This is a genomic window from Pseudoalteromonas sp. G5_S1_14_S5, from assembly GCF_054968605.1.
In genome coordinates, this window is the sequence record NZ_JBQKUM010000025.1 from 1 (window position 1) to 22,305 (window position 22,305).

The 22,305-nt window shown below is 45.2% G+C and carries 26 protein-coding genes; 10 read left to right on the forward strand and 16 right to left on the reverse strand.

The window, feature by feature from the left end:
• The first annotated feature begins 33 nt into the window (after positions 1–33).
• From ACTRWI_RS09435 to ACTRWI_RS09450, 4 genes are all read left to right on the forward strand, one after another.
• Positions 34–762, forward strand: coding sequence for a FliA/WhiG family RNA polymerase sigma factor (locus tag ACTRWI_RS09435; RefSeq protein WP_499130798.1), 729 nt, complete (start codon positions 34–36; stop codon positions 760–762).
• A gap of 10 nt (positions 763–772) precedes the next feature.
• Positions 773–1,630, forward strand: a complete 858-nt coding sequence (gene motA, locus ACTRWI_RS09440) for a flagellar motor stator protein MotA (RefSeq protein WP_499130800.1) — start codon at positions 773–775, stop codon at positions 1,628–1,630.
• Positions 1,630–2,628 carry a flagellar motor protein MotB gene (locus ACTRWI_RS09445; RefSeq protein WP_499130803.1) on the forward strand — a complete coding sequence of 333 codons (999 nt, stop codon included), beginning with the start codon at positions 1,630–1,632 and terminating at the stop codon, positions 2,626–2,628. The genes motA and ACTRWI_RS09445 overlap by 1 nt, the downstream gene beginning before the upstream one ends.
• A gap of 88 nt (positions 2,629–2,716) precedes the next feature.
• A complete protein-coding gene (locus tag ACTRWI_RS09450; RefSeq protein ID WP_063525583.1) occupies positions 2,717–3,004 on the forward strand; it encodes a hypothetical protein in 288 nt (95 codons plus the stop codon).
• A gap of 147 nt (positions 3,005–3,151) precedes the next feature.
• On the opposite strand, the gene ACTRWI_RS09455 is transcribed toward ACTRWI_RS09450, so the two are convergent.
• The 12 genes from ACTRWI_RS09455 to flgB are packed head-to-tail and all read right to left on the reverse strand — an operon-like array spanning position 3,152 to position 13,166.
• Positions 3,152–4,192 (reverse strand): hypothetical protein, encoded by a 1,041-nt coding sequence (locus ACTRWI_RS09455; RefSeq protein WP_499130805.1) that lies wholly within the window; start codon positions 4,190–4,192, stop codon positions 3,152–3,154.
• Between the two features lie 11 nt (positions 4,193–4,203).
• Positions 4,204–5,103, reverse strand: a complete 900-nt coding sequence (gene flgL / locus ACTRWI_RS09460; protein WP_499130807.1) for a flagellar hook-associated protein FlgL — start codon at positions 5,101–5,103, stop codon at positions 4,204–4,206.
• 11 nt (positions 5,104–5,114) lie between these two features.
• Entirely contained in the window at positions 5,115–6,488 is a 1,374-nt protein-coding gene (gene flgK / locus ACTRWI_RS09465; RefSeq protein WP_499130808.1) for a flagellar hook-associated protein FlgK, read from the reverse strand.
• Entirely contained in the window at positions 6,489–7,037 is a 549-nt protein-coding gene (locus tag ACTRWI_RS09470) for a rod-binding protein (RefSeq protein ID WP_499130809.1), read from the reverse strand.
• Positions 7,038–7,047: 10 nt separating this feature from the next.
• Positions 7,048–8,169, reverse strand: coding sequence for a flagellar basal body P-ring protein FlgI (locus ACTRWI_RS09475; protein ID WP_499130810.1), 1,122 nt, complete (start codon positions 8,167–8,169; stop codon positions 7,048–7,050).
• Positions 8,169–8,840 (reverse strand): flagellar basal body L-ring protein FlgH, encoded by a 672-nt coding sequence (gene flgH, locus ACTRWI_RS09480; protein WP_499130812.1) that lies wholly within the window; start codon positions 8,838–8,840, stop codon positions 8,169–8,171. Before flgH ends, ACTRWI_RS09475 begins: the two co-directional genes overlap by 1 nt.
• A gap of 28 nt (positions 8,841–8,868) precedes the next feature.
• On the reverse strand, positions 8,869–9,654 hold the full coding sequence (flgG, locus tag ACTRWI_RS09485) for a flagellar basal-body rod protein FlgG (RefSeq protein WP_063525576.1): 786 nt from the start codon (positions 9,652–9,654) through the stop codon (positions 8,869–8,871).
• A 28-nt stretch (positions 9,655–9,682) separates the two neighbouring features.
• On the reverse strand, positions 9,683–10,414 hold the full coding sequence (gene flgF / locus ACTRWI_RS09490; RefSeq protein ID WP_499130813.1) for a flagellar basal-body rod protein FlgF: 732 nt from the start codon (positions 10,412–10,414) through the stop codon (positions 9,683–9,685).
• A 12-nt stretch (positions 10,415–10,426) separates the two neighbouring features.
• Positions 10,427–11,626 (reverse strand): flagellar hook protein FlgE, encoded by a 1,200-nt coding sequence (flgE, locus tag ACTRWI_RS09495; protein WP_499130815.1) that lies wholly within the window; start codon positions 11,624–11,626, stop codon positions 10,427–10,429.
• Between the two features lie 54 nt (positions 11,627–11,680).
• Complete coding sequence (gene flgD / locus ACTRWI_RS09500) at positions 11,681–12,367, reverse strand: flagellar hook assembly protein FlgD (RefSeq protein ID WP_499130817.1); 687 nt, start codon at positions 12,365–12,367, stop codon at positions 11,681–11,683.
• Positions 12,367–12,801 carry a flagellar basal body rod protein FlgC gene (gene flgC, locus ACTRWI_RS09505; RefSeq protein ID WP_499130819.1) on the reverse strand — a complete coding sequence of 145 codons (435 nt, stop codon included), beginning with the start codon at positions 12,799–12,801 and terminating at the stop codon, positions 12,367–12,369. Before flgC ends, flgD begins: the two co-directional genes overlap by 1 nt.
• A gap of 2 nt (positions 12,802–12,803) precedes the next feature.
• Positions 12,804–13,166 (reverse strand): flagellar basal body rod protein FlgB, encoded by a 363-nt coding sequence (gene flgB / locus ACTRWI_RS09510; RefSeq protein WP_499130821.1) that lies wholly within the window; start codon positions 13,164–13,166, stop codon positions 12,804–12,806.
• A gap of 78 nt (positions 13,167–13,244) precedes the next feature.
• Between flgB and flgA the strand changes: the two genes are divergently transcribed.
• The 4 genes from flgA to ACTRWI_RS09530 all read left to right on the forward strand — a co-directional run bounded on the left by flgA (position 13,245) and on the right by ACTRWI_RS09530 (position 15,635).
• Positions 13,245–14,042 (forward strand): flagellar basal body P-ring formation chaperone FlgA, encoded by a 798-nt coding sequence (flgA, locus tag ACTRWI_RS09515; protein WP_499130822.1) that lies wholly within the window; start codon positions 13,245–13,247, stop codon positions 14,040–14,042.
• Between the two features lie 135 nt (positions 14,043–14,177).
• Positions 14,178–14,459 (forward strand): flagellar biosynthesis anti-sigma factor FlgM, encoded by a 282-nt coding sequence (gene flgM, locus ACTRWI_RS09520; RefSeq protein WP_499130824.1) that lies wholly within the window; start codon positions 14,178–14,180, stop codon positions 14,457–14,459.
• Positions 14,460–14,476: 17 nt separating this feature from the next.
• Positions 14,477–14,911, forward strand: coding sequence for a flagellar export chaperone FlgN (flgN, locus tag ACTRWI_RS09525; RefSeq protein ID WP_499130825.1), 435 nt, complete (start codon positions 14,477–14,479; stop codon positions 14,909–14,911).
• A gap of 43 nt (positions 14,912–14,954) precedes the next feature.
• Positions 14,955–15,635, forward strand: coding sequence for a lytic transglycosylase domain-containing protein (locus tag ACTRWI_RS09530; protein ID WP_499130826.1), 681 nt, complete (start codon positions 14,955–14,957; stop codon positions 15,633–15,635).
• A gap of 55 nt (positions 15,636–15,690) precedes the next feature.
• Here ACTRWI_RS09530 and efp read toward each other — a convergent pair whose 3' ends face one another.
• Positions 15,691–16,257, reverse strand: a complete 567-nt coding sequence (gene efp, locus ACTRWI_RS09535) for an elongation factor P (protein WP_004741343.1) — start codon at positions 16,255–16,257, stop codon at positions 15,691–15,693.
• A gap of 33 nt (positions 16,258–16,290) precedes the next feature.
• Between efp and epmB the strand changes: the two genes are divergently transcribed.
• Both epmB and ACTRWI_RS09545 read left to right on the forward strand, forming a co-directional pair.
• Entirely contained in the window at positions 16,291–17,313 is a 1,023-nt protein-coding gene (gene epmB, locus ACTRWI_RS09540; RefSeq protein WP_499130827.1) for an EF-P beta-lysylation protein EpmB, read from the forward strand.
• 270 nt (positions 17,314–17,583) lie between these two features.
• The gene (locus ACTRWI_RS09545) at positions 17,584–18,006 is read left to right on the forward strand and encodes an MgtC/SapB family protein (protein ID WP_499130883.1); all 423 of its coding nucleotides are present in this window, start codon (positions 17,584–17,586) and stop codon (positions 18,004–18,006) included.
• A gap of 72 nt (positions 18,007–18,078) precedes the next feature.
• Here the strand turns inward: ACTRWI_RS09545 and ACTRWI_RS09550 are convergent, their stop codons facing one another.
• The 3 genes from ACTRWI_RS09550 to groL form a co-directional block, all read right to left on the reverse strand.
• Positions 18,079–19,482 carry a sensor domain-containing diguanylate cyclase gene (locus ACTRWI_RS09550; protein WP_499130829.1) on the reverse strand — a complete coding sequence of 468 codons (1,404 nt, stop codon included), beginning with the start codon at positions 19,480–19,482 and terminating at the stop codon, positions 18,079–18,081.
• Between the two features lie 257 nt (positions 19,483–19,739).
• A complete protein-coding gene (locus ACTRWI_RS09555; protein ID WP_499130831.1) occupies positions 19,740–20,297 on the reverse strand; it encodes a VC2662 family protein in 558 nt (185 codons plus the stop codon).
• Between the two features lie 320 nt (positions 20,298–20,617).
• Positions 20,618–22,264 (reverse strand): chaperonin GroEL, encoded by a 1,647-nt coding sequence (gene groL, locus ACTRWI_RS09560; protein ID WP_499130833.1) that lies wholly within the window; start codon positions 22,262–22,264, stop codon positions 20,618–20,620.
• Between the last annotated feature and the right edge of the window lie 41 nt (positions 22,265–22,305).

A 22,305-nucleotide genomic window follows, 5' to 3' on the forward strand; every position in this document is an offset into this window, starting at 1 on the left:
ACTAAATATGTTGTGCAGTAACGGAGCACAAGCATGCTAGAAATGAATTTTCAGGAAAGCTATACCTCTTCAGAAGAAGTGAATATACCGTCTAGCTCATTGGATGAAAATGCACTCTTACAGCGTCATCAAATCATGGTGAAGCGCGTGGTAAATCAACTGCGCGTCCACGCGACTTCACACTGCAGCATTGAAGATATGCAACAAATTGGTCTCATTGCTCTTATAGAAGCAGGACGTCGTTATCAAAATATCGATGACCCACACTTCCCAGCATTTGCAGTCTGCCGAGTCCGCGGTGCCATTTTGGATGAACTGCGACGGCTCGATTGGCGTTCTCGAAAAACGCGTCAACAAGCTCATGAGTTAAACGATGTGACTCGCGATCTCACTCGTTCGCTCGGCAGAGTACCGAGTGATACAGAGATAATCCAAGCACTCGGCACGGATGAACAAGACTATTATAACCGTCAAAATGCCGCACTAGCTGGAGAGATGCAAAGCCTTGATCAGCTCATGGAGACAGGTTGCACCAACCACTTGGGGGGACAATACGATGGCATGGAGCATGAGCATACCCGTCGAACTCTAGAAAGCGCACTCAGTAAGCTGCCTAAACGAGACCAACTGCTAATGACGCTATTCTATCAACACGAACTTAATTTACATGAAATTGCGCTTGTACTTAATTTGACACCACCTCGTATTTGTCAATTGCATAAACAAGCACTTAAACAACTCAACCAGTTAATGACATCCTAGGAGTCACAATATGCAAAAGTTTTTTGGAGCCATAATCGTTCTATTGTGTGTCTTTGGTGGATACATTTGGGCGGGCGGAAATCTCGGTGCTATTTGGCAGCCCGCTGAATTTTTAATCATTATTGGTGCTGCTGTGGGTTCGCTAATCATTGGCAACCCGCCCCATGTACTAAAAGAGATGCGCCAGCAACTACGAGCTACAATGTCCAACTCAAAAGAAGAATATGAGTACCACATGGAGCTAATGGCATTACTGCATAACTTGCTAGAAACCGCACGTAATCGTGGCTTTAAATTTTTAGACTCACATATTGAATCACCTGATCAAAGCTCGATCTTCCTCGCGTATCCAAAAGTTAATCAGGATCATCGTCTTGTTTCGTTCATTACCGACAATTTACGTTTAATGGCAATGGGACAAATGTCGCCTCATGAATTAGAGGGACTGTTAGAACAAGAAATCGAAGCCATTCAAACCGAGATGTTGCTGCCTTCACGCTCAATGCAGCGCACCGCAGAAGCACTTCCAGGATTCGGTATTCTTGCTGCAGTAAGTGGCATCATCATTACCATGCAAGCGATTGATGGCTCTATCGCTATGATTGGTTACCACGTTGCCGCCGCCCTCGTTGGGACATTCATTGGTATTTTCGGGTGTTACTGTTGTTTAGATCCACTCAGTAACGCCATGGCTCAGCGAGTAAAGCGAAACATGACGGCTTTTGAGTGTGTACGTGCCACTTTGGTTGCTTACATTGCGAAAAAACCAACATTACTCGCCATTGACGCTGGCCGTAAACACATTCAGCTTGATCTTAAACCGACATTCAACCAAATGGAGAAGTGGCTAGCTGAACAGGAGGGATAATGCAAAAACAAGAACACGTGGTATTCAAACGCGCTAAAGCTCACAGCCATGATGAACCTCATGGAGGCGCGTGGAAAGTTGCATTCGCTGATTTCATGATCGCTTTAATGGCGCTATTTCTTGTCCTTTGGGTCATGCAAGTAGTCGATAAAGAAGAGCGTAAAGCAATTGTGGCACACCTGCACAGTGCCAGCGTGTTCGATAATAGCTATGGCAATCCTTTCGATACATCACAAAGCCTCTCTCCAATCGACTTGGCACAGGAATCTTCTGTGCCAAGCAAACATAACTCAAATCACATTGTTAGCTCATTTTTTAAAGGAGATGGCGATGGCCCAGAAATGGATTCATTAATTCCGGGAAGCTGGGATACTCAAGAACAATTGGCTTTACTTGCAAAAGTGATCGATGAGGTGATTGGGCAAATTAGCGCTCAAGACAACGTCAATATCACCATTACACCACAAGGGCTTCGTGTTGTACTACAAGATGATTATAAGCAACATATGTTTAGCCGAGGAGGAGCAGAACTTACCCCTTTCTTTGAGGATCTACTGCTTGTTTTAGCACCCGTGTTTAGCCGTATCAGCAACTCAGTCATCATCAGCGGACATACCGACTCAACCCCTTTCAAAAAACGTCTAAGTAACCAATCTAATTGGGCACTTTCTGCGTCTCGAGCTGACGTCGCAAGACACACTTTAGTATCAGGCGGGATGCCTGAGCAACGTGTGATACAAGTTGCGGGAATGTCAGATCGGGCACTACTCAACCCAAATGAACCGGACTCGAGTGAGAATCGTCGAATCGAGCTGTTCATCTTGACTACACCAGCCGCACAAATGCTCGACACCTTATTTGGCCATCAGCAAAGCAGCGAGCTGCAACAAGCCAAACAAAAAGCCGCATTCAATCAGCCCGTGATTCGGCAGGAAGTCAGTCAATATTCTGTAAATCCCAACCCCAAAGCTCCAATCGCGAAAATTCAAGACCTGTAACCTCTATAGGTCACCGCGATTTAACTTCGATGTGACCTTGCTGTTCTGTCATTTTTGTAGTCGCAACCACCGCTTCATTGAGTTAGATATGTCTGTGTCCAAGTCCGATAAAAATAAAAGAGACGTCATCCAAAAAGCCTTTCTATGGTTAATCATCTTTGATTACCTGTTGCTGGCTATTTTTCTTACTCGGTTATCAAGCTTGAACCTAAGTAGTGGCACCATGATCAGCCTGCTACTGGTTATCTACAATATCTTATTAGTTTCACTTTGCTACCAACGTACGACGCATCATGATTCTTACATCACTTACCCCGTACTCTCCGCGACTTTGCTCGCGTTTGTTTGCTTTATCTATTTTTTCTTTTTGGTGTAATCAAGCATCAAATAAGGCTAGCGCTTACATCTATTACAAAAATATTAAGAGAGAGAAACACAATGATGACTCAGAGCCACGTAAAGAAGGTGCTTGAAGATAAGGCCGATATTTTCAAATAAATAGAAAGACCGACCTAAATACAGGTTATTTTAGAAGTGCTACAACCGTATGACGGCGCACATTAGCTTGTGCGTTGAGCGCTTGGAATGTCGAGCTAAACTGCTCAGAAGTTGCCATAAAGCCATCGAGTTTCGCATTCACATCAGCAGCGCTCAATGGATTAGCCTGGCTCTGTACAGCTTGTATTTGTGAATTCAATTCTCCGTGAAATGCTCTCGCCTCTTCTAAGCTAGTTTGTACTTGTCTCAAATGTTGATTCACTGTGGCGATGGTTTGTTTAATACCGTTGCGAGAGCCCAAATCAAAACTTAACTCACCAATACCATCTGGCTCTGATTTCAAGCGCAAAGTATTCGCTTGACCAGCAGGGAATCGATGCCCTTCTCCGGTCACTAATACTCTCTGTTGCATCTGTAGATAAGCCGAGTCACGCGCTTCAAATAAAATGGTCCCATCTTTCGAGAGTGACGCTCGCATCCCCATCGCAATCAAACTGCGATCAAGCATCTTAACTGTACGTTCTCCTTGGGATTGCCCATCAAACTGTATCATCACCGATTTCCCCTGTGGGAAATCTAAGCGAATTTGCTCAGCTTTCTCACTCAGACGATGGATATTCAGCCCAGGAATCGAAAAACGACGCACATCCGCTTTATCTAAATTAAGATGCAGTTCGTTATCAATTAACTTTTTTCCATCCAAGCGAGCTTTCTCAACCCATTCTTGAATAGACAACTTCGAGCGAGTCAGACCTTCTTGCAGCCCAGGGACATTCTGCATACCTTGACTCATGGCTTGGGTTAGATCTCTCTTAATTTGAGTGAGGTCTTTGCCAATCGCTTGCAGAGATTTAGAGGCAATTTGCACCGCAGTTGCTCGCTGCTGTCCTTGAACAAGTTGAAACCCAGTAATGGAATAGCCTGATGCTGTGTTTGTCTGAGCTTGCGAATGACGCGGGTTGACAATATGACTCGCATGGGTAGAACGAGTAGGCAGGATAGCGGGCTGCTCTTGCCCGCCTAAACGTATGTTATGAGCTCTTACATCGACGGTGCTCATTACCATATTAAACTTCCTTAGATACGATCAAATAAGTTAAGGTCATTGATCTTCACATAGCTCGCTTGCGTCGCTTGCAGCGCCACCATGTAATTACTCAAACGTACTGACGCTTCGCCATAATCCAGTGCTGATAAATCACTGGTCACTTTATCGACAAATAACTTATTTTCACTGTGTGCGCTGTCCATAAGATCGAGATTGTTATGACGCCCACCAATCTCAGTCATCGCACCAAGCACATTCGCCATCGTATTATCGATGGATGTCAAGCTTGCGTCGACGACCGATTGAAAGTTGGGGCTCGGATTCTCAAATTCAGCAATCAATGCATCGAGTTGATTTAATACATTATCACCGCTACTTAATTCTAAAATCTCTTTCGCCGTCATATTAGAGTCCATGGTCACCCCTCTCGCCACCGTCACGACTCGCTTATCACTATTACCATCGACTTGATATGTACCACTGTTATTGCCCACCGCTGGCACATCAGTTTGAGTACCAGAGAATAAGTAACTGCCCTCTTCATCTTGTGCATTGAATGAGGACTCTATCGAATCACGGTAGCTCTTTAATTCAATAACTAAACCACTGCGGTCATCGTCGGTTAACGTGCCGTTCGCCCCCCAAATCACTAAGTCACGTACACTTTTCAAACTTTCATTAATCGAGTCTAAGTGCGTTTCCTGTGAAGAAAGCGTCGTTTTCAAGTTGGCAATATTATTTTTGTACTGATTAATCGCGCTATTTTCACGCTCAAGGTTAAGCAATTTAATGGATGCCATTGGGTCATCTGATAGCTTGGTGAGCCGATTACCGGTAGCCATTTGTTGCATAACTTCACCTAAACCAGAATTATTCATCTGTAGGCTGTGAAGCATCATTTGACTGAATTGGCTGTCACTGATTCGCATATTAAGTTCCTTTAAAATAGCTGCAACACAGAGTCAAATAACTCATTGGCGGTACTAATCACTTTCATATTAGCGTTATGCGCATTAGCAAATGTCATCAGATTTGCCGCCTCTTCATCACTGTTAACCGCACTGACATTATCACGAGCTGCATGAGCTTGTTCATTCATCACCGCTTTGGCTTGATAGTCGGATTCCGCCTGACGCGCTTTAATCGCCGTTTCACCAACCATAGTCGTAAACGCATCATTCAAGCTCAGCATGCCATAGCCCGTTACGGAGACGGGTTTGTTACTCAGATTAATCAGTTCATTCAATATATCTGCATTACCTGGTGTACCGTCGCCTGAGAAGGCTAACTCTTGCGCACCGATATTGGTAATGGTCAAGCTGGCAGCAGGGTTGGCAGGGTCATAGCTGAACAAAGGTTGCCCCGGATTACCGTTAAGGTCTTTACCGGTTACCAGTACTGCGTTGTATTCATCCGCTAATGCTTTTGCCATATCGTCAAGTGCAACTTGATTTGGCTTTAAGACCTCTGTTTGATAATCATTAATCGCACCAAGCTTTCCCCCTACCGAATGATCAATAACAAAGCTTTGTGATGAAAAATCGACGGTCAAATCAGCAAGGTAAGGATCGCTTGGATTAGGTTTTGCCGTTAGCTGCCCGTATTCGCCCCCCATAACCAAAGGCTGACCGGAAGCCAATGTGACTTGTAGGCTACCGTCTGGCTGAGCCGTAGTTTTGACTTCAACAATCTGAGAAAGCTCACCCACCAACAGATCTCGCGAGTCCATCAACTGAGCTGGGTTGCCTCCAGTTCCTTGCATCTCAACAATCTGTTTATTAATTTGGGCAATATTCGACATCAAACTATTCGCCTGACTCAGCGCTGCATTACGCTGATCACTCATGTCTTTTTGTTGGTTATGGAGTGAATCGCTAAGCGTATTAAAACGACGCGCGAGCGCCTCTGATTCATTAATGATCTGTTGGCGGTAAGGAATGGACTCTGGTTTTACTGTTGCATCGTTAAGCGCTGCATTTAGGGAATCTAAGCCCGCCGACACACTGAAACCATCAGCTCCGAAAGTATTTTCAAGCTGGCTCATTGCCGTACTGAAGCTCGCTGAATAAGCAGCTAAACTATTGCTAGACCAAGTTTGTTTAACCAAATACTGATCGGTAACACGACGAATACTGGTCACTTCAACGCCCATACCGGGACTAACCTTACTGTACTTACTATCACCAACAGACGTCATCACCGCTTGTTGACGACTGTATCCTGCTGTGTTGATATTAGCGACATTTTGCGCGGTGACATCAAGCGCTACTCGGTTCGCATTCAGGCCTGAAAGGCCAATATTAACAAGATTCATTTACAGCTCCATTTTTCGGTTTAACGGCTGAGTAAACGCCGTTGTCATCCCAACCTCACCCAGTACTTGTTCAAATGAGGCGACCATATGCTGCACAGAATTAACTTCCTCAACGGATACCGAAGAGACATCGCTTTCAAGTTGTGAGATTCGTTCAGTCGCGATGATCTTTTCATCGTTAGCTGAAGAAATATTGCGTGATGAGTCAAAGACCACCTCTTGCATTGAGGGGCTAAGCTGTTTGACCAACATATTGGCAATACCAGAGCTCTGCTTTTTAGCCAACTCCATCGCCAGTTGTCCATCATACATGTCACGAAACACACCTTGTTGCTGGCTGGAAAATGGACTGTCTTTATCAGCCATAACATCGCTACTACTGCGCATTTGGCGCAGCACCATTTGTAAGAACATGGCTTCGAATTGACCCGCGACGGCCTCAAGTGCGCCCTCAGTTTCTGAGTTTTTCTTGATGCTCGCCAAAGCACTATTGTCATGATAGAGCAGCGTGTTTACTTGAGCTTGGTCATGGCTGGTATCTACTTTCATCCTAAACTCCTTAAATCACAACCAGCTCAGCATTTAACGCACCGGCTTCACTTAATGCTTGTAAAATCGACATCAAATCCGTCGGGGTCGCCCCTAAACTATTAACTGCATCTACGATGGTATTTAACTCCGTGCCCGGAGGCCAAATCACCATTTGGGCCAATTCTTCAGTGACATCGATTTGGCTTTGGTCCACCACTTTCGTTTCGCCTTCAGCAAACGCATTCGGTTGGCTTACTTGTTGCGACTCAGAGATCCGAACGGTCAGCCCTCCATGACTGACTGCAGCCTCACCCACCTGTACACTCTTACCAATAACGACAGTGCCAGTACGCGAATTAAACACGATTCGTGCTGGCTTACGCCCCTCTTCGACAAACATTTCTTCTAGCATTGACATCATGGTGACACGCTGCTGAGTATCCATTGGAGCACGCATCTCAACACGCGCTTTATTAATGGCCTTAGCCACATTACTGCCAAACGTGTTGTTTATTTCACGTGCAATATTTTTTGCTGTGGTAAAACTCGGTTTACGTAAATTTAGGGTAATATCATCTCGTTGGTTGAAATCCGTTTCGATTTCGCGCTCTAAGGTCGCCCCATTAGGAATACGCCCTGCCGTTGGAGTGTTAACTTCAACCTTAGATCCACTTCGACCTTCAGCCGACAAGCCTCCAACCACAACACTGCCCTGTGCAATGGCATATACCTCTCCATCAATTCCGCGAAGCGGCGTCAACAGTAAGGTACCACCACGTAAACTTTTCGCATCACCGATAGAAGAAACAACGACATCCAGTGTCTGCCCCTGTCCCGCCATCGGATTCACCGAAGCAGTGACACTTACAGAGGCAACGTTACGTAATTTAGGATTCATACTGTCATCAATCTGAACGCCGAATTGCCGTAACATATTAGTGACCGATTGTGCTGTAAATTTCACTTGGTTGCGATCGCCCTGACCCGCTAAGCCAACCACTAAACCATAGCCAACCAATTGGTTTTCTCGGATGCCCTGCACATCCACAAGATCCATAAGCGGAATTTCTACTTCAGCATAAGAAGCCGCTGGAAATAAGAGACCTAACGCCAGTAAAAAATGAGAAAAAAATGCGAATATGGGCTTCATTAGAATGGTATCCATGGGCTGTTGAAAAACTGTGTCAGCCACCCGGCTGCATTACTGTCAGCTAATGCACCTCGGCCAGCATAGGTAATGCGGGCATCAGCAATACGTTGTGAAGAGACTTGGTTACTACGGCTAATATCGTCAACCCGAACGATGCCCGTCAGCCGAATAAATTCATCGCCTTGATTTAACCTCAACCACTTTTCACCGCTAATTCGAAGGACGCCATTAGGTAAGACTTCATGCACCGTAACCGTAATTGCACCTTTCAACTTATTTCCCTGTGAACTTGATGCATTACCATCAAAGTTACGACTGCCATCAACACTCACCCCTAAATCATCAATGGTTTGAGAGCCAAAGGTTGGGGCTGCAAAGTTGATATTAGAACTCTTACCAAACTGCGTTCCCGCTTTTTTACTGGAGGACGTTTCTTCTGACAGATGCACCGTCAAGATGTCGCCAATACGGTACGCTCGGCGATCTTGAAACAACGTCATGGTATATTGGTGGCGATAAAGGCTGCCAGACTGAGCATCAGGTAAGGTGTAATCTAATACAGGTGGTGCGTATTCTGCTGTATTAGGCTCTGGAGGCGTAAATTCATCACGTCCAGCGCAACCGGCTAGTAACACCATGGCCACTACCCAACTTTTTAAAAGCCACTTCATTGCTTTTTCCTCAATCACTCATTTCCACTTACATCGATTGCGAAACAAATTTCAGCATATCGTCGGCTGCAGAAACGACTTTGGCATTCATCTCGTAAGCTCGTTGGGTCGTAATCATATCGACCATTTCCTCTACAACCTGTACATTAGAGCCCTCTAAAGCCCCCTGCTTGATACTACCTGCGCCATCTTCTCCGGCCACCAATTCATCAGCAGGACCACTCGCTTCCGTCTCACGAAACAAGTTACCACCAACAGCTTCTAAGCCGGCCGGGTTAATGAAATTGGCTAAAGTGATCTGACCAAGTTGCTGCGGTGTCGGATCGCCGGCCGATGTCGCAGTGACAGTGCCATCGGTACCGACAGAAAAAGACACAGCATTATCTGGAATCTGAATTTGCGGCTCCAATGGCAAACCTTGGCTATTCACCATCAGCCCCTCAGAGTTGATATGAAACTGACCATTACGTGTATACATGATCTGACCATCTGAGTTTTCGATTTGGAAAAAACCTTTTCCCATCACCGCTAAATCCAATTCTTGGGTCGTGTTTTGCGTACTCCCTTGAGTAAACACTTTTTGTGTACCAACCACACGAACACCGGAACCAAGCTGTACCCCAGTTGGCAACTCATTAACTTGATCAACCTGTGCGCCTGGCTGGCGTTGAATACTATAAAATAGGTCTTCAAATACCACACGGTCGCGCTTAAAGCCGACGGTATTAACGTTTGCTAGGTTGTTAGAAATCGCAGTCATCTTAGTTTCTTGAGCTGCCAATCCTGTTTTACTTACCCATAATGCTGAGTGCATTGCTTATCTCCTTTTAGGCATCAAATATCTATTTTGCCGCCATCAATTTATTCCCGGCTTGCGCCAATGTTTCTGCGGTCTTCATCATGCGCACTTGCATCTCAAAATTGCGCGTTAATGACATCACACTGAGAAGCTCATCAATTGCGGATACATTACTGCCTTCAATATGCTCAGGTGCTAGCTGTACAGTTTCATCCATAGGGAAAGGCACGCCGTCGACGCTATGGAGCAAGCTATCGCTCTCTTTCTGTAATTGGTTATCGTCAGGTTTGACCATTTTTAATGTGCCGACTTCAATTTGAGCTCCCCCACCGGGTGGAATCACCGACACACGACCACGCTCGCTGATTTCCACTTTTTGAAACTCTGGCACGATTAGAGGCCCATTATCGCCAACCACAGGAAAACCATTGATACTCATAGCACCAAAGGTATCCACTCGAATATTACCCGCTCGCGTATACGCTTCATTACCCGCTGGCGTTTCAACCGCTAAATATCCTTCGCCCATAATGGCCACATCAAGAGGACGTCCGGTTTGCATAATTTCACCAGAATCAAAACGTGTCGCCGCCGAGTTGGTTACCACCATAGTCCGACCATCAAAGCCAGCACCTTGTAGCTCGACACTGCGCACACGTTCCATATCAGCACGAAAGCCTGCTGTATCTGCATTTGATAAATTATTGGAGCGAACATGCTGTGCTTTCAGCACTCGACTCGCTCCTGACGTTGCGGTAAATAACAAGCTATCCATGCAAGACTCCCATTACACTGCGTTAAACAGAGCTTGAGTCAGCTCATCATTGGTAGAAATGGTTTTTGCATTCGCTTGGTAGTTGCGCTGAGCCGTCATCAGTGCGACTAATTCGCCGGTTAAATCAACGTTAGAACCCTCTAACGCGCCTGATGTCAAACCACCTAGTGTGCCCGTTCCGGGAACCCCGATAATCGGTGCACCAGAGCTAAAGCTCTGAGTCCAAGACGTCCCGCTCACCGTCGATAGCCCTTGTGTATTAGCAAAATCGGCAAGAACAACCTGGCCTTGTAGTTGTGATTGACCATTGGTGTACGTGGCATAAACCATCCCGTTATCTTCCACTCGAACACCCGCTAACTCACCCGATGTATAGCCGTTTGGATTGTTGGTGCTGACCCCAAAAGCAGCGCCAAACTGAGTGCTACCACTTAAACTAATATCAATACTCACAGGGTCGGCACCCGCAGCAGGAAACGCGATATTAAATGAGCCACTTGGAGACGCTAACGTACCATCCGTATTAAATTGCACGATTTCGGATGTCGCAGGCACAGTCGGAGCGCCATCAACCTCAACGTTCAATTGCCACTCATTATCTGAAGTTTTAGTGAAATATTGAGTTAAGGTATGAGGGTTACCAAGTGAGTCGTAGACCTTAGTCGTATAAGAGGAATTGAAGGACTTAGGGTTTGAAGATTCGAAAGGGTGAACCGTTTGGTCAATCGAGGTTGCAGTGGCATCAAAATTCGCGACAAAGTCTAAGTTGTCGGTAGCCTTAGCGGTCAAAGAAGAGGTTGAAATCTGAATATCTCCAGCAGACCCGGTCAACAAAGTGTTGTTATTATCAACACTATATCCTTGTAACTTGGCGCCATTATTGGCGATAACATAGTTATTTTTATCTGTACCAAACACGCCAGAGCGTGTGTAGAGCATTTGTCCCATCTGATCTTTAGTAACGAAGAAACCATTCCCATTGATCGCTAAATCCATCGCTCGCCCAGTACCAGTCACCGAACCATTTTTATCGAAGCTTTGAGAAATCGATGCCACTTCGACACCACCAGGTTGCATACCGTTGTAAACCGCTGAAAATTCAGTACGAGCGCCTTTAAAACCATATGTTGATGCATTAGCAATATTGTGACTGATGGTGTTCAATTCTGTATTGGTCGCATCCAAACCACTTAATGCAATATTAAAACTCATAGTGTCCTCTCATTTTCGACCGTTAATTTTTACTTCCATTTAATGCAAAAAAGGTTAAGCACCAAACTGACTAATTTGATAAAAAGGCACATTGCCAACGCCTTGAACATTGACTAACGCAGCCCCCCCAGAACTCGGTATTCGGACTTGTTCAACGGTGCCAGCGATTAATACATTTGGGCTATCTTGACCATCTTGAACTTCGACCTCGACACTATACTTACCAGGCTTTAAGCCAAGCTCCTCTGGACTAATAGAAAACTCAACGTCACCCGCCCCATGAGCACCGAGAGGTAACGTCGTTGACTGACCAAATTCATCTTTAATCACAAGATTGATTTGATTAGAGCCATGTTCTAACTCAAGCTTGCCACTCTGCACGCTATCGCCTAGCTCAAACTCATTCGACGAGACATACACGGTTTCACCTACTAAACCAGCCGTGGAAAGCACCTGCATGTTATCGAGCAAAACCATGCTGTTTTGCATCAACATCGACATATTTTCAGTACTCTGAACCTGCGAAAATTGAGCAAGCTGGCTGACATATTCAGTCCCATCTAGAGGGTTCAGTGGATCTTGATTTTGAATTTGAGCCACCATCAGCGTAATGAATTCATTTTCTAGCGAAGTCGCACGATTAGAATCTGCTGGATTCGTCGCAATCCCACCAGTATTCTCACTGGCAGTATTGGTCACAGGTACGTCTGAAGAAAGTGCGGTAAATTGTGCTATGCTCATTAACCGCCCTGCCCTAATCTCAGTAAACCTTGCTGCATACTTTTCACATTCGATAGCACCTCAACATTGGTCTCGAAACTGCGTGTTGCTGACATCATGTCGGCCATTTCAGATACAACATCAATATCAGGGTAATACACGTAGCCTTCATCACTTGCCAAAGGGTTATTCGGTTCAAAGCGCTTTTCTGCCTGACCGGCGTTTTGCACCACATCAACGATTCGCACTTCTGCATTCGGATAAACGCCATTATCCGTAGCGAGTTGTGTTTTGTGATAGACAGTGGCAAAAACAGGCTTCAGTGCTTTATAGGCATCATCAGGATTAGCAGAAACAGCATCTGCATTAGCAAGATTACTGGCCACCGTATTGAGACGAACGGTTTGCGCCGTCATCGCAGAACCAGTAATCGAATAGATATCAGTAAATGACATGGTTAACGTCCCTCGATCGCTTTCGCCAAGCCGCTAAATTTCATATTGAGAAACGTCAGGCTCGTCTGAAAGTCCATGTTGTTTTGTGTGAATTTCGCTTGTTCAACCCCCAACTCCACAGTGTTACCGTCTTTGCTGTTTTGGTAAGGAACCGAATATTGTGTCTCTACCGCTAACTTAGCTGCCGGTTTGTTCACATTGCCCGCAAACGTATGATTCATCACAGTGGTAAAACTCAGATCCTTTGCCAAATACCCTGGGGTATCAACATTCGCTAGGTTACTAGCAAGGACTTTGGTACGCTGAACGCGAAAATTAAGCGCCTCTGGATGTACACCTAACGCATTTTCAAATGTGATCGCCATGCATCACTCCTTAAATTCGTCCTAATGACACAAAGAGTAAAACAAGATGCATGCCAGAAATAAAAACATTAAATATCAATGACTTACAAAACAAAAGGGAAAGCTAACTTCCGCATATCGGAAGCGAGGCTAAGTAAGAGGAAAGCCCATACTTCCTCCGCTCTACTGCTGAGTGTGTTGGCGATAAGCACATGGTCGATGAGAAGCGTCGCCAATGAGACAAGCTTCTCATCGGAGGCATTAAAAACGATCGTGAGTGAGCACTTTGAACAAGAGATCGCTCGTTCTGCACGATCGAATAACTGGCCAGACTATCAAGCCGACTATCGCGTTTGGGTACCAGGTTCAGCGAATCACTTACCAGTTTGCAAATCGCCTTTAACGATCACCGCTCGAGATAACCGTTCACTGCCTATTGGTCATTTAAAAAGGGCTGTGAGCTGTCAAGACGCCCAAACACCATGGCGAATTAACGTCACCATAAAATCGGCCATCACACTGCCAATTGTGGTGGCGAACAGTACCATTAGTCGTAATGAAGCGATTTCTCCTTCTCAGTTAAGAATCGAGAAACAGACCATCACGCGACAACATGATTTCTATACTCAGATAAACCAAGTAACGGGATTAGAGGCCACGCGCCGCATTCGCACGGGACAAATCATTGCCCCTGCAACACTCACCTATTCCGCTCTGATTGAGAAAGGTAATCAAGTGGTTGTCATTGCTCAAAAGCAGGGGTTTAGTGCGACGATAAAAGGAGTCGCCTTAGAACAAGGCAGGAAAGGTCAGCAAATTGAAGTGAAAAATATCAGCTCGGGGAAAGTGATCAAAGCGATCGTCACAGGAATCAACCAAGTGCATACTCAGTTCTGATTTTTGGACTCAAGTTATCACTTCTGAATTTTTCTCCTCGTCAGAATAAGTAAATATCGAGTACAAAAAATATTTAATATTCTTGCAGACAAGTCGCCTATTAGATTTAGAACATGATGATTGAGGACAACAAGCATGAAAATCGACAAAGTCTCGGGCGGCCATGTCCCACAAACAACACTTCAGCAATCGAGTAAAAAGACCGCCGATAAAGTTACACGACATCAGGAAAGCGCCCCACTATTCGAAGCCAATACTGCCAGCATCGATCATGCGCAAGCCACCATGAAATCTCTACCCGATATAGACATGGAAAAAGTAAATCAAATACGTGATGCATTGGCAAAAGGTGAACTCAACCTAGATACCAAAGCGTTATCTAAAGCTGTCATGCAATTTCACACTGGTCACGAATAACACATTAGGAGTCATTCATGGCAACGGCATCACAGTACATTCAACAGTTTGTTCGTTCTATTTCAGAAGACATCCAACGCTATCAACAATTATTGGTGTTGATTCAACAACAAAAAGCGTTGTATTTGCAATTTGATGGTGAATTACTTAACGATAACATACAAAAACAAATGCCTATCCTGAATCAGATAGCCCACTCTACGCAGGAAAGAAGCCAATTAATGCGCTCCTTGGGGGTACTTAATGATCAAAGCGGTGTTAACCGGATATTCAATGCTTTACCAAGTAAGGTCAGCGTCCCAGCTAGAAAACAATGGGTACTCTTAGAGTCATTGGTACTCCAATGCCAACAGAGTAGCCAAAGTAATGGACAAAGTTCAGCCGCGTTCCAAGAATTACTGAACCAAATTCAACAGCCCGCGCAGCACACGTATGAAGAGTCATCCTTTTAATCTGCGTCTATCATGCCAACAGAAACGACAATTACAGAAATGGATGGCGCCAGGCTGGATATTGGCCTTCCTAATTTGCCTATCCCCGTTAGCGGCAGCCAAACCCGACGCTATGACTATTGAGAGAGAGTATCAAATACTCGCTCCATACCAATCACAAATCACCCAGCGACTCAATTCTGTCAGTACACTGATAGAACAAATTGTTAAACAACTCAAACAACAGTCGTTACCGATCGACCTAGCTCTCGTCCCTATGCTTGAGTCCTCATACAACCCCAAAGCAATATCACACGCGAATGCAGCGGGGCTGTGGCAGCTGATACCTGCAACCGCCACCCGATTTGGATTGAACGTCACCCAAGTTCAAGATCAGCGCTTTGATACGCAAGCCAGCACGCAAGCGGCCTTAGCGTATTTCACTTTTTTGTACACGAAATTTGAGCAAGATATGGCATTAACGCTTGCCGCCTATAACGCGGGGGAAGGACGAGTGGCTAAAGCGATAAAAGCTGCCGGGAGTAATGACTTCAATGCTTTAACACTGCCGAAAGAGACACAACAATATGTCAGCCGTTTTTATGCACTCCAGCAACTCGTGGATGTCCAGAGATTTCAAACCGAAACGTTCCAACCTTTGCAATTGTTCTCATCCTCTCCCCAAGTGGCTAAACAACCATTAATAAACCTAGATCGATTGCCGCCACTCATTACTCTAAATTAACTTCCGATAATAAAAAAGGCCGCCTAAGCGACCTTTTTCAGAGACTTGAAGTCAATTACTTCACACGACCAACGTATTCGCCAGTACGAGTATCGACTCTTACCACTTCACCGATAGCGATGAATAGAGGTACACGAACGACCGCGCCAGTGGCTAGAGTTGCAGGCTTACCACCCGTACCTTGCGTGTCGCCCTTTAGGCCAGGATCAGTATCAGTTACTTCGATCTCAACAAAGTTTGGTGGAGTTACTGTGATAGGGTTATCATTCCACAACGTTAGAGTACATACGTCGTTTTCAACTAGCCATTTAGCTGTGTCGCCAACTGCTTTTACTTCAGCAGCGATTTGCTCGAATGTCTCGTTGTTCATGAAGTGGTAGAATTCGCCATCGCTGTATAGGTAGCCTAGTTCAACGTCTACAACGTCAGCCAGTTCTACTGTGTCGCCTGACTTAAATGTTTTCTCTAACACTTTGCCTGACAGCAGTTTACGAAGTTTTACACGGTTAAACGCTTGGCCTTTACCCGGCTTAACGTATTCATTTTCGATAATTGAGCAAGGCTCGTTATCCATCATGAATTTTAAACCGCCTTTGAATTCATTGGTGCTTACTGACGCCATGATTTCCTCTTACACATCTTTGAGTTGATTTCAATGCCGCATATCATAACCCGAAAAGTCGAATCTGTTGAGCAAAACTGGCTCAAACAACTATCGAATGCGATCTCAGACCCGACAAAGCTCCTTCAAGCATTGGAAATAGACCCAACACCATGGCAAGCAGGCTTTGCCGCACGCAACCTATTTGCGTTGCGAGTACCGGTAAGCTTTGTCGAGCGAATGGAAAAAGGCAACCCGCATGACCCGCTATTACGTCAGGTTTTGCCATTAAGCGAAGAGTTCGAAGTTCATGAAGGCTACTCTGCCGATCCATTAGAGGAGCAAGACAACGCGATCCCGGGATTGTTGCATAAATACAAAAGTCGCGCCTTGATGATTGTGAAAGGTGGCTGTGCAGTGAACTGCCGTTACTGCTTTCGACGCCACTTCCCTTACCAAGACAATAAGGGCTCAAAGTCGGTGTGGCAAACCAGCCTCGATTACGTAGCTCAACACTCTGAGATTAACGAGGTCATCCTTTCGGGTGGTGATCCATTGATGGCTAAAGACAGCGAAGTCGAGTGGTTGATTCACGCTATCGAACAAATTCCACATGTGAAAACCGTTCGTATTCATAGCCGTTTACCCGTCGTGATCCCAGCTCGTATCACTGACGAGCTTTGCCAAATCCTATCTAAGACTCGCCTCAATGTAGTGATGGTAAGCCATGTTAATCATGCCAATGAAATCAATGTAGAACTTAAACAAGCCTTCCATAAATTGAAGCTCACTGGCGCGACGCTACTTAACCAAGGCGTGATGCTAAAAGGCGTGAACGACAGTGCTGATGCATTAAAAACACTCAGTGAGCAGCTATTTGACGCTGGCATTTTACCGTATTACATGCACGTTCTGGATAAGGTTCAAGGTGCCGCTCACTTCTATATCTCGGATGAAGAGGCAAAACAGCACTTCAAGGGATTAATCTCTGAGGTTTCTGGCTACCTCGTACCCAAGTTAACCCGTGAGATAGGTGGCCGTAGCAGCAAAACGCCACTGGACCTACACATTGAATAACTCTATCTCAAGCAATGGTCGCCTCTTATCGCCTTGAGTATCAATAAGCGACAAAAGAAAAATGCCACTAGCTTCACCTTAACAATAGGCTGCTGCTAGACTTTAAGTCATCTTCATCAATCGTTAAGACAAAAAGGTTTTGTTCGATCGTCAGGCTGATTATCAGCATACTCGGCCCTATTCTAAATTTATAGGAGGGGTGATTTGTCACAATTTATAGAACAAACGTTAAACCTTGCCCCCTTTAGCTGGGCAGGGCTAGCAGTGTGTATGCTGTGTGGTTCGTTAATCGGTATCGAGCGGCAAACACGCGGTAAACCAGTAGGTATCAGAACCTCGATTCTGATCATCAGCGGTACCTATTTCTTCCTTACCATGGCGATTAGCCTATCTCCAAACACACTCGATCAGGCTCGCGTACTTGGCCAGATCATTACTGGTGTTGGTTTCCTGGGGGCGGGGGTAATGATGACACTCGATGGCAAAATTCATGGTGTGACTTCAGCAGCCATCATTTGGGTATTGGCTGCATTGGGTATGATGATCGCCCTTGGCCACCTTTCACAATCAGTCATGATCACGCTATTAGCGTTAGCGATTTTGCTGGGTGTCGACAAGATAGAAAACAGCTTCCAGAGCCTACGTCGTGGTGTTCACCAGAAATGGATGAGAAAAGGCCGCGTGAAAAAATAAAGCGACACTCAGTCACCGATAAGGACCACCACAAAGAAGGAGCCTAGTCATGCGACTAGGCTTTTTTGTGCATCAATGAATGTGGATACACAGTTTATTTGCGCCCAAGGACTTGGCAATGCCCAGTTGTTTACTTGAAGAACGGACACTCTGATTTTTCCATAGGTGCCCAATACTTTCGAACTTATATAAAGAGTAGAGCACTGCCCCCCCAGAAACAGAAATAGCCACTTTCTCTCCTGTCGAACACTGGTAGTTCTGTAAACTAATATCGCTCTGGATGCGTTCAAATATTGAAGAAAGCAATTCTGACGACTCTCCCGCAATCGCCACTACGAACTCCCTGCCATCAAATCTCGCCACGATATCGTGTTGTCTCGCGCTGTTGACGATAAGTTTAGCAACGTGACAAATCACCCTATCACCAATCTCATTGCCATACCGATCGCAGATCGCTTTTAAATCATCGATTTCAAAGACACCAATCCCTAAAATTTTACTCTCATCTTGCGCCAGAAATTGCGCTTCAAAGCCACTGCGATTGAGTAACCCCGTTAATGGATCGGTCATTGAAAGATCATTTAAGCGACGGTGTCTTTGCTCGCGATAAAATCGCCATAACCACCATGCTGCAGCCACATATAAGAAAAAGAGTATCAGTAACTCCCCATAGTCACTTTCCAATATGTGTAAGAAGTGCTCGCTTTTCGTTTCTTGAATGGTCAAATAAAGCTGCGTATTCACCCCGTCCACATACAAAGGTTGTGAAAAAGTGTAATCCAACAAGCCATATTTATTCCTACCGCTGACACTGGTCACCTCATAGCCATGCTTCGCATTCGAAAATAAACTCGAGGTATAGCCATCAACACCCAATACCCCTTTAAACTCACCGTTGATATAGATCCCTTTGGTTAAGGTCACCACTTTCTCACCGGTCAGGAAATCATCGTATTGACCGGTATAGACAACCTTATCTCGGTTTTGAGATACGCCAAAACGAATGGTATTGATCCAGTAGGGCCGGCGGCTAACGATCGAGTCAAACGTATCACCTTTCATATATTGAGCAAAATCAGAGGGAGCAGAGATGATAAATTTCTCTTTGGAAATGAAGTAAATGGCAGAGATACTACTGATCGTGTTCGTAAAGTAAGCCATCGTTGGAGCAATAAATAGACGCTTGCTCGCTTCCGCATACAGCGCCGATTGAGAGTCACACATCTCGGTAGGGCCAGAGAACATAAAGTCAAAGCGAGGGTCTTGCTGATCCTCACTAATAAAATAACACGTATTTTCCTCTACTTTTTTGTCATACGAAAAAGTATAGGTATCACCATTCAACGGATAGAGCGCTGTGATGTTGTACTCTAGCGCATTCAGTATCTGAGTGAGCTCCGTAAGTGCATGGGTTACGCCTTGGTTTTCTGATCCATACTGTTTGTCTGATTCTTCCGCTGAATCAACGAGCAACAAGCTCAAAACTACTAAAAAACTGGCGGTCAGGCCTAAGAAAGCCTTTTTAAAATCGATAGTATGGGGATTAATCAAAGCATATAAATCATCGTTGTGAATTTAGCGCACATTGTACTTATGAATAAACTCACTGCAACAACAAATATAAAACAACATGCTTATGTTATTGAAGGGTGTGGTTTGAAGTTCGATAAGAAAATGCAGTTTGCAATAACGCCCAAGCAAGAAACACCTAGGCGTTACGAATCACCTGAATCTTACTTAGCAAAGTTCACAAATGGGAAGCACGGGAAGAAACCATTATCGGCACAGTTGAGCAAGCCTATTTGTACGCCTTCAATTTTTTTCGTTTTGTTGAAGATACCAAATTGAACTGTTGAAGCGTTTGAAAGGTTCGCCGCACCAACATCGACCATAGTGTCGCCTTCAGAGTAATTTACGAAACTCACGTTTGCGCCTTTTACATCATTAGTGATGTTCACAGCACCAAAGTTAAGGCCGGTCGTTTTACCCATATTCCAGTTAAAGAAGCCCAGTGATGCACCTGTCATCTCTTGGTTCACTTTCGATGCACCAAAAATACCCAGGTTCACACCCGTTGTTGTTTGAGTCTCAGACATGCCCACAACCGCAAGGTCGACACCTTTAACGTCACTGACTTGCCCGTGAAATACCGCCAAGCGTAGACCGCCAACACTATCAGAGTCCGGTGAGTTATAACCGTTTACCGTTGAAAACATAACAGGCGAAGAAGCGAATGCTGCTGGTGCCATTACGGCTGCCGATACGGCAAGTACTGAAAATAGTTTTTTCATTGAGAGTCTCCACTGACTTATTGTTAGCTTGATTTCATATATGCTCAAGCAAGCGTTTATTATGCTTTATTCAACAGCTACCCATGTTATATCGATGTCATAACTGTACTGTTGAATATAAGACGGTAAATCATAAAGAGCAATATAAAGAAAGGGATACGATAAGAGGTAAGAGTAGCCATCGACACACATTACGATGCACAACACTAAAGATTCCCTATTACGCTCGTACCTCGCTGTAGGGAATGACGACATCAGGACATAAAAAAACGGAGACCGAAATCTCCGTTTTCAATATCACTATGAATAGCGAGGGGTAATTACATCATACCGCCCATGCCACCCATACCGCCCATGCCACCCATGTCAGGCATTGCTGGCGCATCTTTTTGTGGTAGGTCTGTTACCATCGCTTCTGTTGTGATCATAAGACCAGCAACGGATGCCGCGAATTGTAGTGCGCTACGAGTTACCTTAGTTGGGTCTAGGATACCCATAGCGATCATGTCGCCGTACTCGCCCGTTGCAGCGTTGTAACCGTAGTTACCTTCGCCAGCGCGAACGTTGTTAGCAACAACAGACTCTTCGTCACCTGCGTTCTTAGTGATTTGACGGATAGGCGCTTCCATTGCACGTAGTGCAACGCGGATACCAACGTTTTGCTCTTCGTTGTCGCCTTCAATGTTAGCCACTTTAGATGCAGCACGGATAAGCGCAACACCACCACCAGCAACCACACCCTCTTCAACGGCAGCGCGAGTTGCGTGAAGTGCGTCTTCTACACGGTCTTTCTTCTCTTTCATTTCAACTTCAGTCGCAGCGCCAACTTTGATTACTGCAACACCGCCTGCTAGCTTAGCAACGCGCTCTTGTAGTTTCTCTTTGTCGTAGTCAGACGTTGCATCTTCGATTTGTTGACGGATTTGAGCAACACGACCTTGGATCATTGCTTCTTCACCCGCGCCATCGATGATGGTTGAGTTTTCTTTAGTGATCGTTACGCGCTTAGCTTGACCTAGGTCTTCTAGCGTTACTTTCTCAAGGTCTAGGCCGATCTCTTCAGAGATAACCGTACCGCCAGTTAGGATAGCGATGTCTTGTAGCATTGCTTTACGACGATCGCCGAAACCAGGTGCTTTAACAGCCGCAACTTTCACGATGCCGCGCATGTTGTTCACAACTAGCGTTGCAAGTGCTTCGCCTTCTACATCTTCAGCGATGATGAGAAGTGGACGAGATGCCTTAGCAACCGCTTCTAGAGTCGGAAGAAGTTCGCGGATGTTTGAAACTTTCTTGTCGATAAGAAGGATGAATGGGCTTTCTAGATCAACAGAACCTGCTTCTTGGTTGTTGATGAAGTAAGGAGATAGGTAACCGCGGTCGAACTGCATACCTTCAACGACGTCTAGTTCGTCTTGCAGTGCTTGACCTTCTTCAACGGTAATAACGCCATCACGGCCTACTTTTTCCATCGCTTCAGCAATGATGTTACCTACTGTCGCGTCAGAGTTTGCAGAGATAGTACCTACTTGTGCGATAGCCTTAGTATCTGCACATGGAACTGAAAGTGCTTTTAGCTCTTCAACGGCTGCAACCACTGCTTTGTCGATGCCGCGCTTAAGATCCATTGGGTTCATGCCAGCAGCAACGGCTTTTAGGCCTTCGTTTACGATAGCTTGAGCAAGAACAGTTGCCGTAGTCGTACCGTCACCAGCAGCATCGTTCGCTTGTGAAGCGACTTCTTTAACCATTTGTGCGCCCATGTTTTGGAACTTGTCTTCAAGTTCGATTTCACGTGCAACAGAAACACCATCTTTAGTGATCGTTGGTGCGCCAAAAGATTTGTCTAGAACAACGTTACGGCCTTTAGGGCCTAGCGTTACTTTTACTGCGTCAGCCAGAACGTTTACACCTTCTAGCATCTTAATACGTGCGTCGTTACCAAATTTAACGTCTTTAGCAGCCATCTTTATTTCCTTTAAATTCTTTATTCAGTCAGTTCAGTTTG

Bases quoted from the DNA above. Each gene is read 5' to 3' on its own strand.
- ACTRWI_RS09445 (WP_499130803.1), top strand. From the start codon at position 1,630: ATGCAAAAACAAGAACACGTGGTATTCAAACGCGCTAAAGCTCACAGC.
- flgA (WP_499130822.1), top strand. From the start codon at position 13,245: ATGACTTACAAAACAAAAGGGAAAGCTAACTTCCGCATATCGGAAGCG.
- flgB (WP_499130821.1), bottom strand. From the start codon at position 13,166: ATGGCGATCACATTTGAAAATGCGTTAGGTGTACATCCAGAGGCGCTT.
- flgL (WP_499130807.1), bottom strand. From the start codon at position 5,103: ATGCGAATCAGTGACAGCCAATTCAGTCAAATGATGCTTCACAGCCTA.
- ACTRWI_RS09470 (WP_499130809.1), bottom strand. From the start codon at position 7,037: ATGAAAGTAGATACCAGCCATGACCAAGCTCAAGTAAACACGCTGCTC.
- ACTRWI_RS09435 (WP_499130798.1), top strand. From the start codon at position 34: ATGCTAGAAATGAATTTTCAGGAAAGCTATACCTCTTCAGAAGAAGTG.
- ACTRWI_RS09455 (WP_499130805.1), bottom strand. From the start codon at position 4,192: ATGGTAATGAGCACCGTCGATGTAAGAGCTCATAACATACGTTTAGGC.
- flgF (WP_499130813.1), bottom strand. From the start codon at position 10,414: ATGGATAGCTTGTTATTTACCGCAACGTCAGGAGCGAGTCGAGTGCTG.
- motA (WP_499130800.1), top strand. From the start codon at position 773: ATGCAAAAGTTTTTTGGAGCCATAATCGTTCTATTGTGTGTCTTTGGT.
- groL (WP_499130833.1), bottom strand. From the start codon at position 22,264: ATGGCTGCTAAAGACGTTAAATTTGGTAACGACGCACGTATTAAGATG.
- flgD (WP_499130817.1), bottom strand. From the start codon at position 12,367: ATGAGCATAGCACAATTTACCGCACTTTCTTCAGACGTACCTGTGACC.
- epmB (WP_499130827.1), top strand. From the start codon at position 16,291: ATGCCGCATATCATAACCCGAAAAGTCGAATCTGTTGAGCAAAACTGG.
- flgE (WP_499130815.1), bottom strand. From the start codon at position 11,626: ATGAGTTTTAATATTGCATTAAGTGGTTTGGATGCGACCAATACAGAA.
- flgM (WP_499130824.1), top strand. From the start codon at position 14,178: ATGAAAATCGACAAAGTCTCGGGCGGCCATGTCCCACAAACAACACTT.
- flgN (WP_499130825.1), top strand. From the start codon at position 14,477: ATGGCAACGGCATCACAGTACATTCAACAGTTTGTTCGTTCTATTTCA.
- ACTRWI_RS09530 (WP_499130826.1), top strand. From the start codon at position 14,955: ATGGCGCCAGGCTGGATATTGGCCTTCCTAATTTGCCTATCCCCGTTA.
- ACTRWI_RS09475 (WP_499130810.1), bottom strand. From the start codon at position 8,169: ATGAAGCCCATATTCGCATTTTTTTCTCATTTTTTACTGGCGTTAGGT.
- flgH (WP_499130812.1), bottom strand. From the start codon at position 8,840: ATGAAGTGGCTTTTAAAAAGTTGGGTAGTGGCCATGGTGTTACTAGCC.
- efp (WP_004741343.1), bottom strand. From the start codon at position 16,257: ATGGCGTCAGTAAGCACCAATGAATTCAAAGGCGGTTTAAAATTCATG.
- ACTRWI_RS09555 (WP_499130831.1), bottom strand. From the start codon at position 20,297: ATGAAAAAACTATTTTCAGTACTTGCCGTATCGGCAGCCGTAATGGCA.
- flgK (WP_499130808.1), bottom strand. From the start codon at position 6,488: ATGAATCTTGTTAATATTGGCCTTTCAGGCCTGAATGCGAACCGAGTA.
- ACTRWI_RS09450 (WP_063525583.1), top strand. From the start codon at position 2,717: ATGTCTGTGTCCAAGTCCGATAAAAATAAAAGAGACGTCATCCAAAAA.
- flgC (WP_499130819.1), bottom strand. From the start codon at position 12,801: ATGTCATTTACTGATATCTATTCGATTACTGGTTCTGCGATGACGGCG.
- flgG (WP_063525576.1), bottom strand. From the start codon at position 9,654: ATGCACTCAGCATTATGGGTAAGTAAAACAGGATTGGCAGCTCAAGAA.
- ACTRWI_RS09545 (WP_499130883.1), top strand. From the start codon at position 17,584: ATGCTGTGTGGTTCGTTAATCGGTATCGAGCGGCAAACACGCGGTAAA.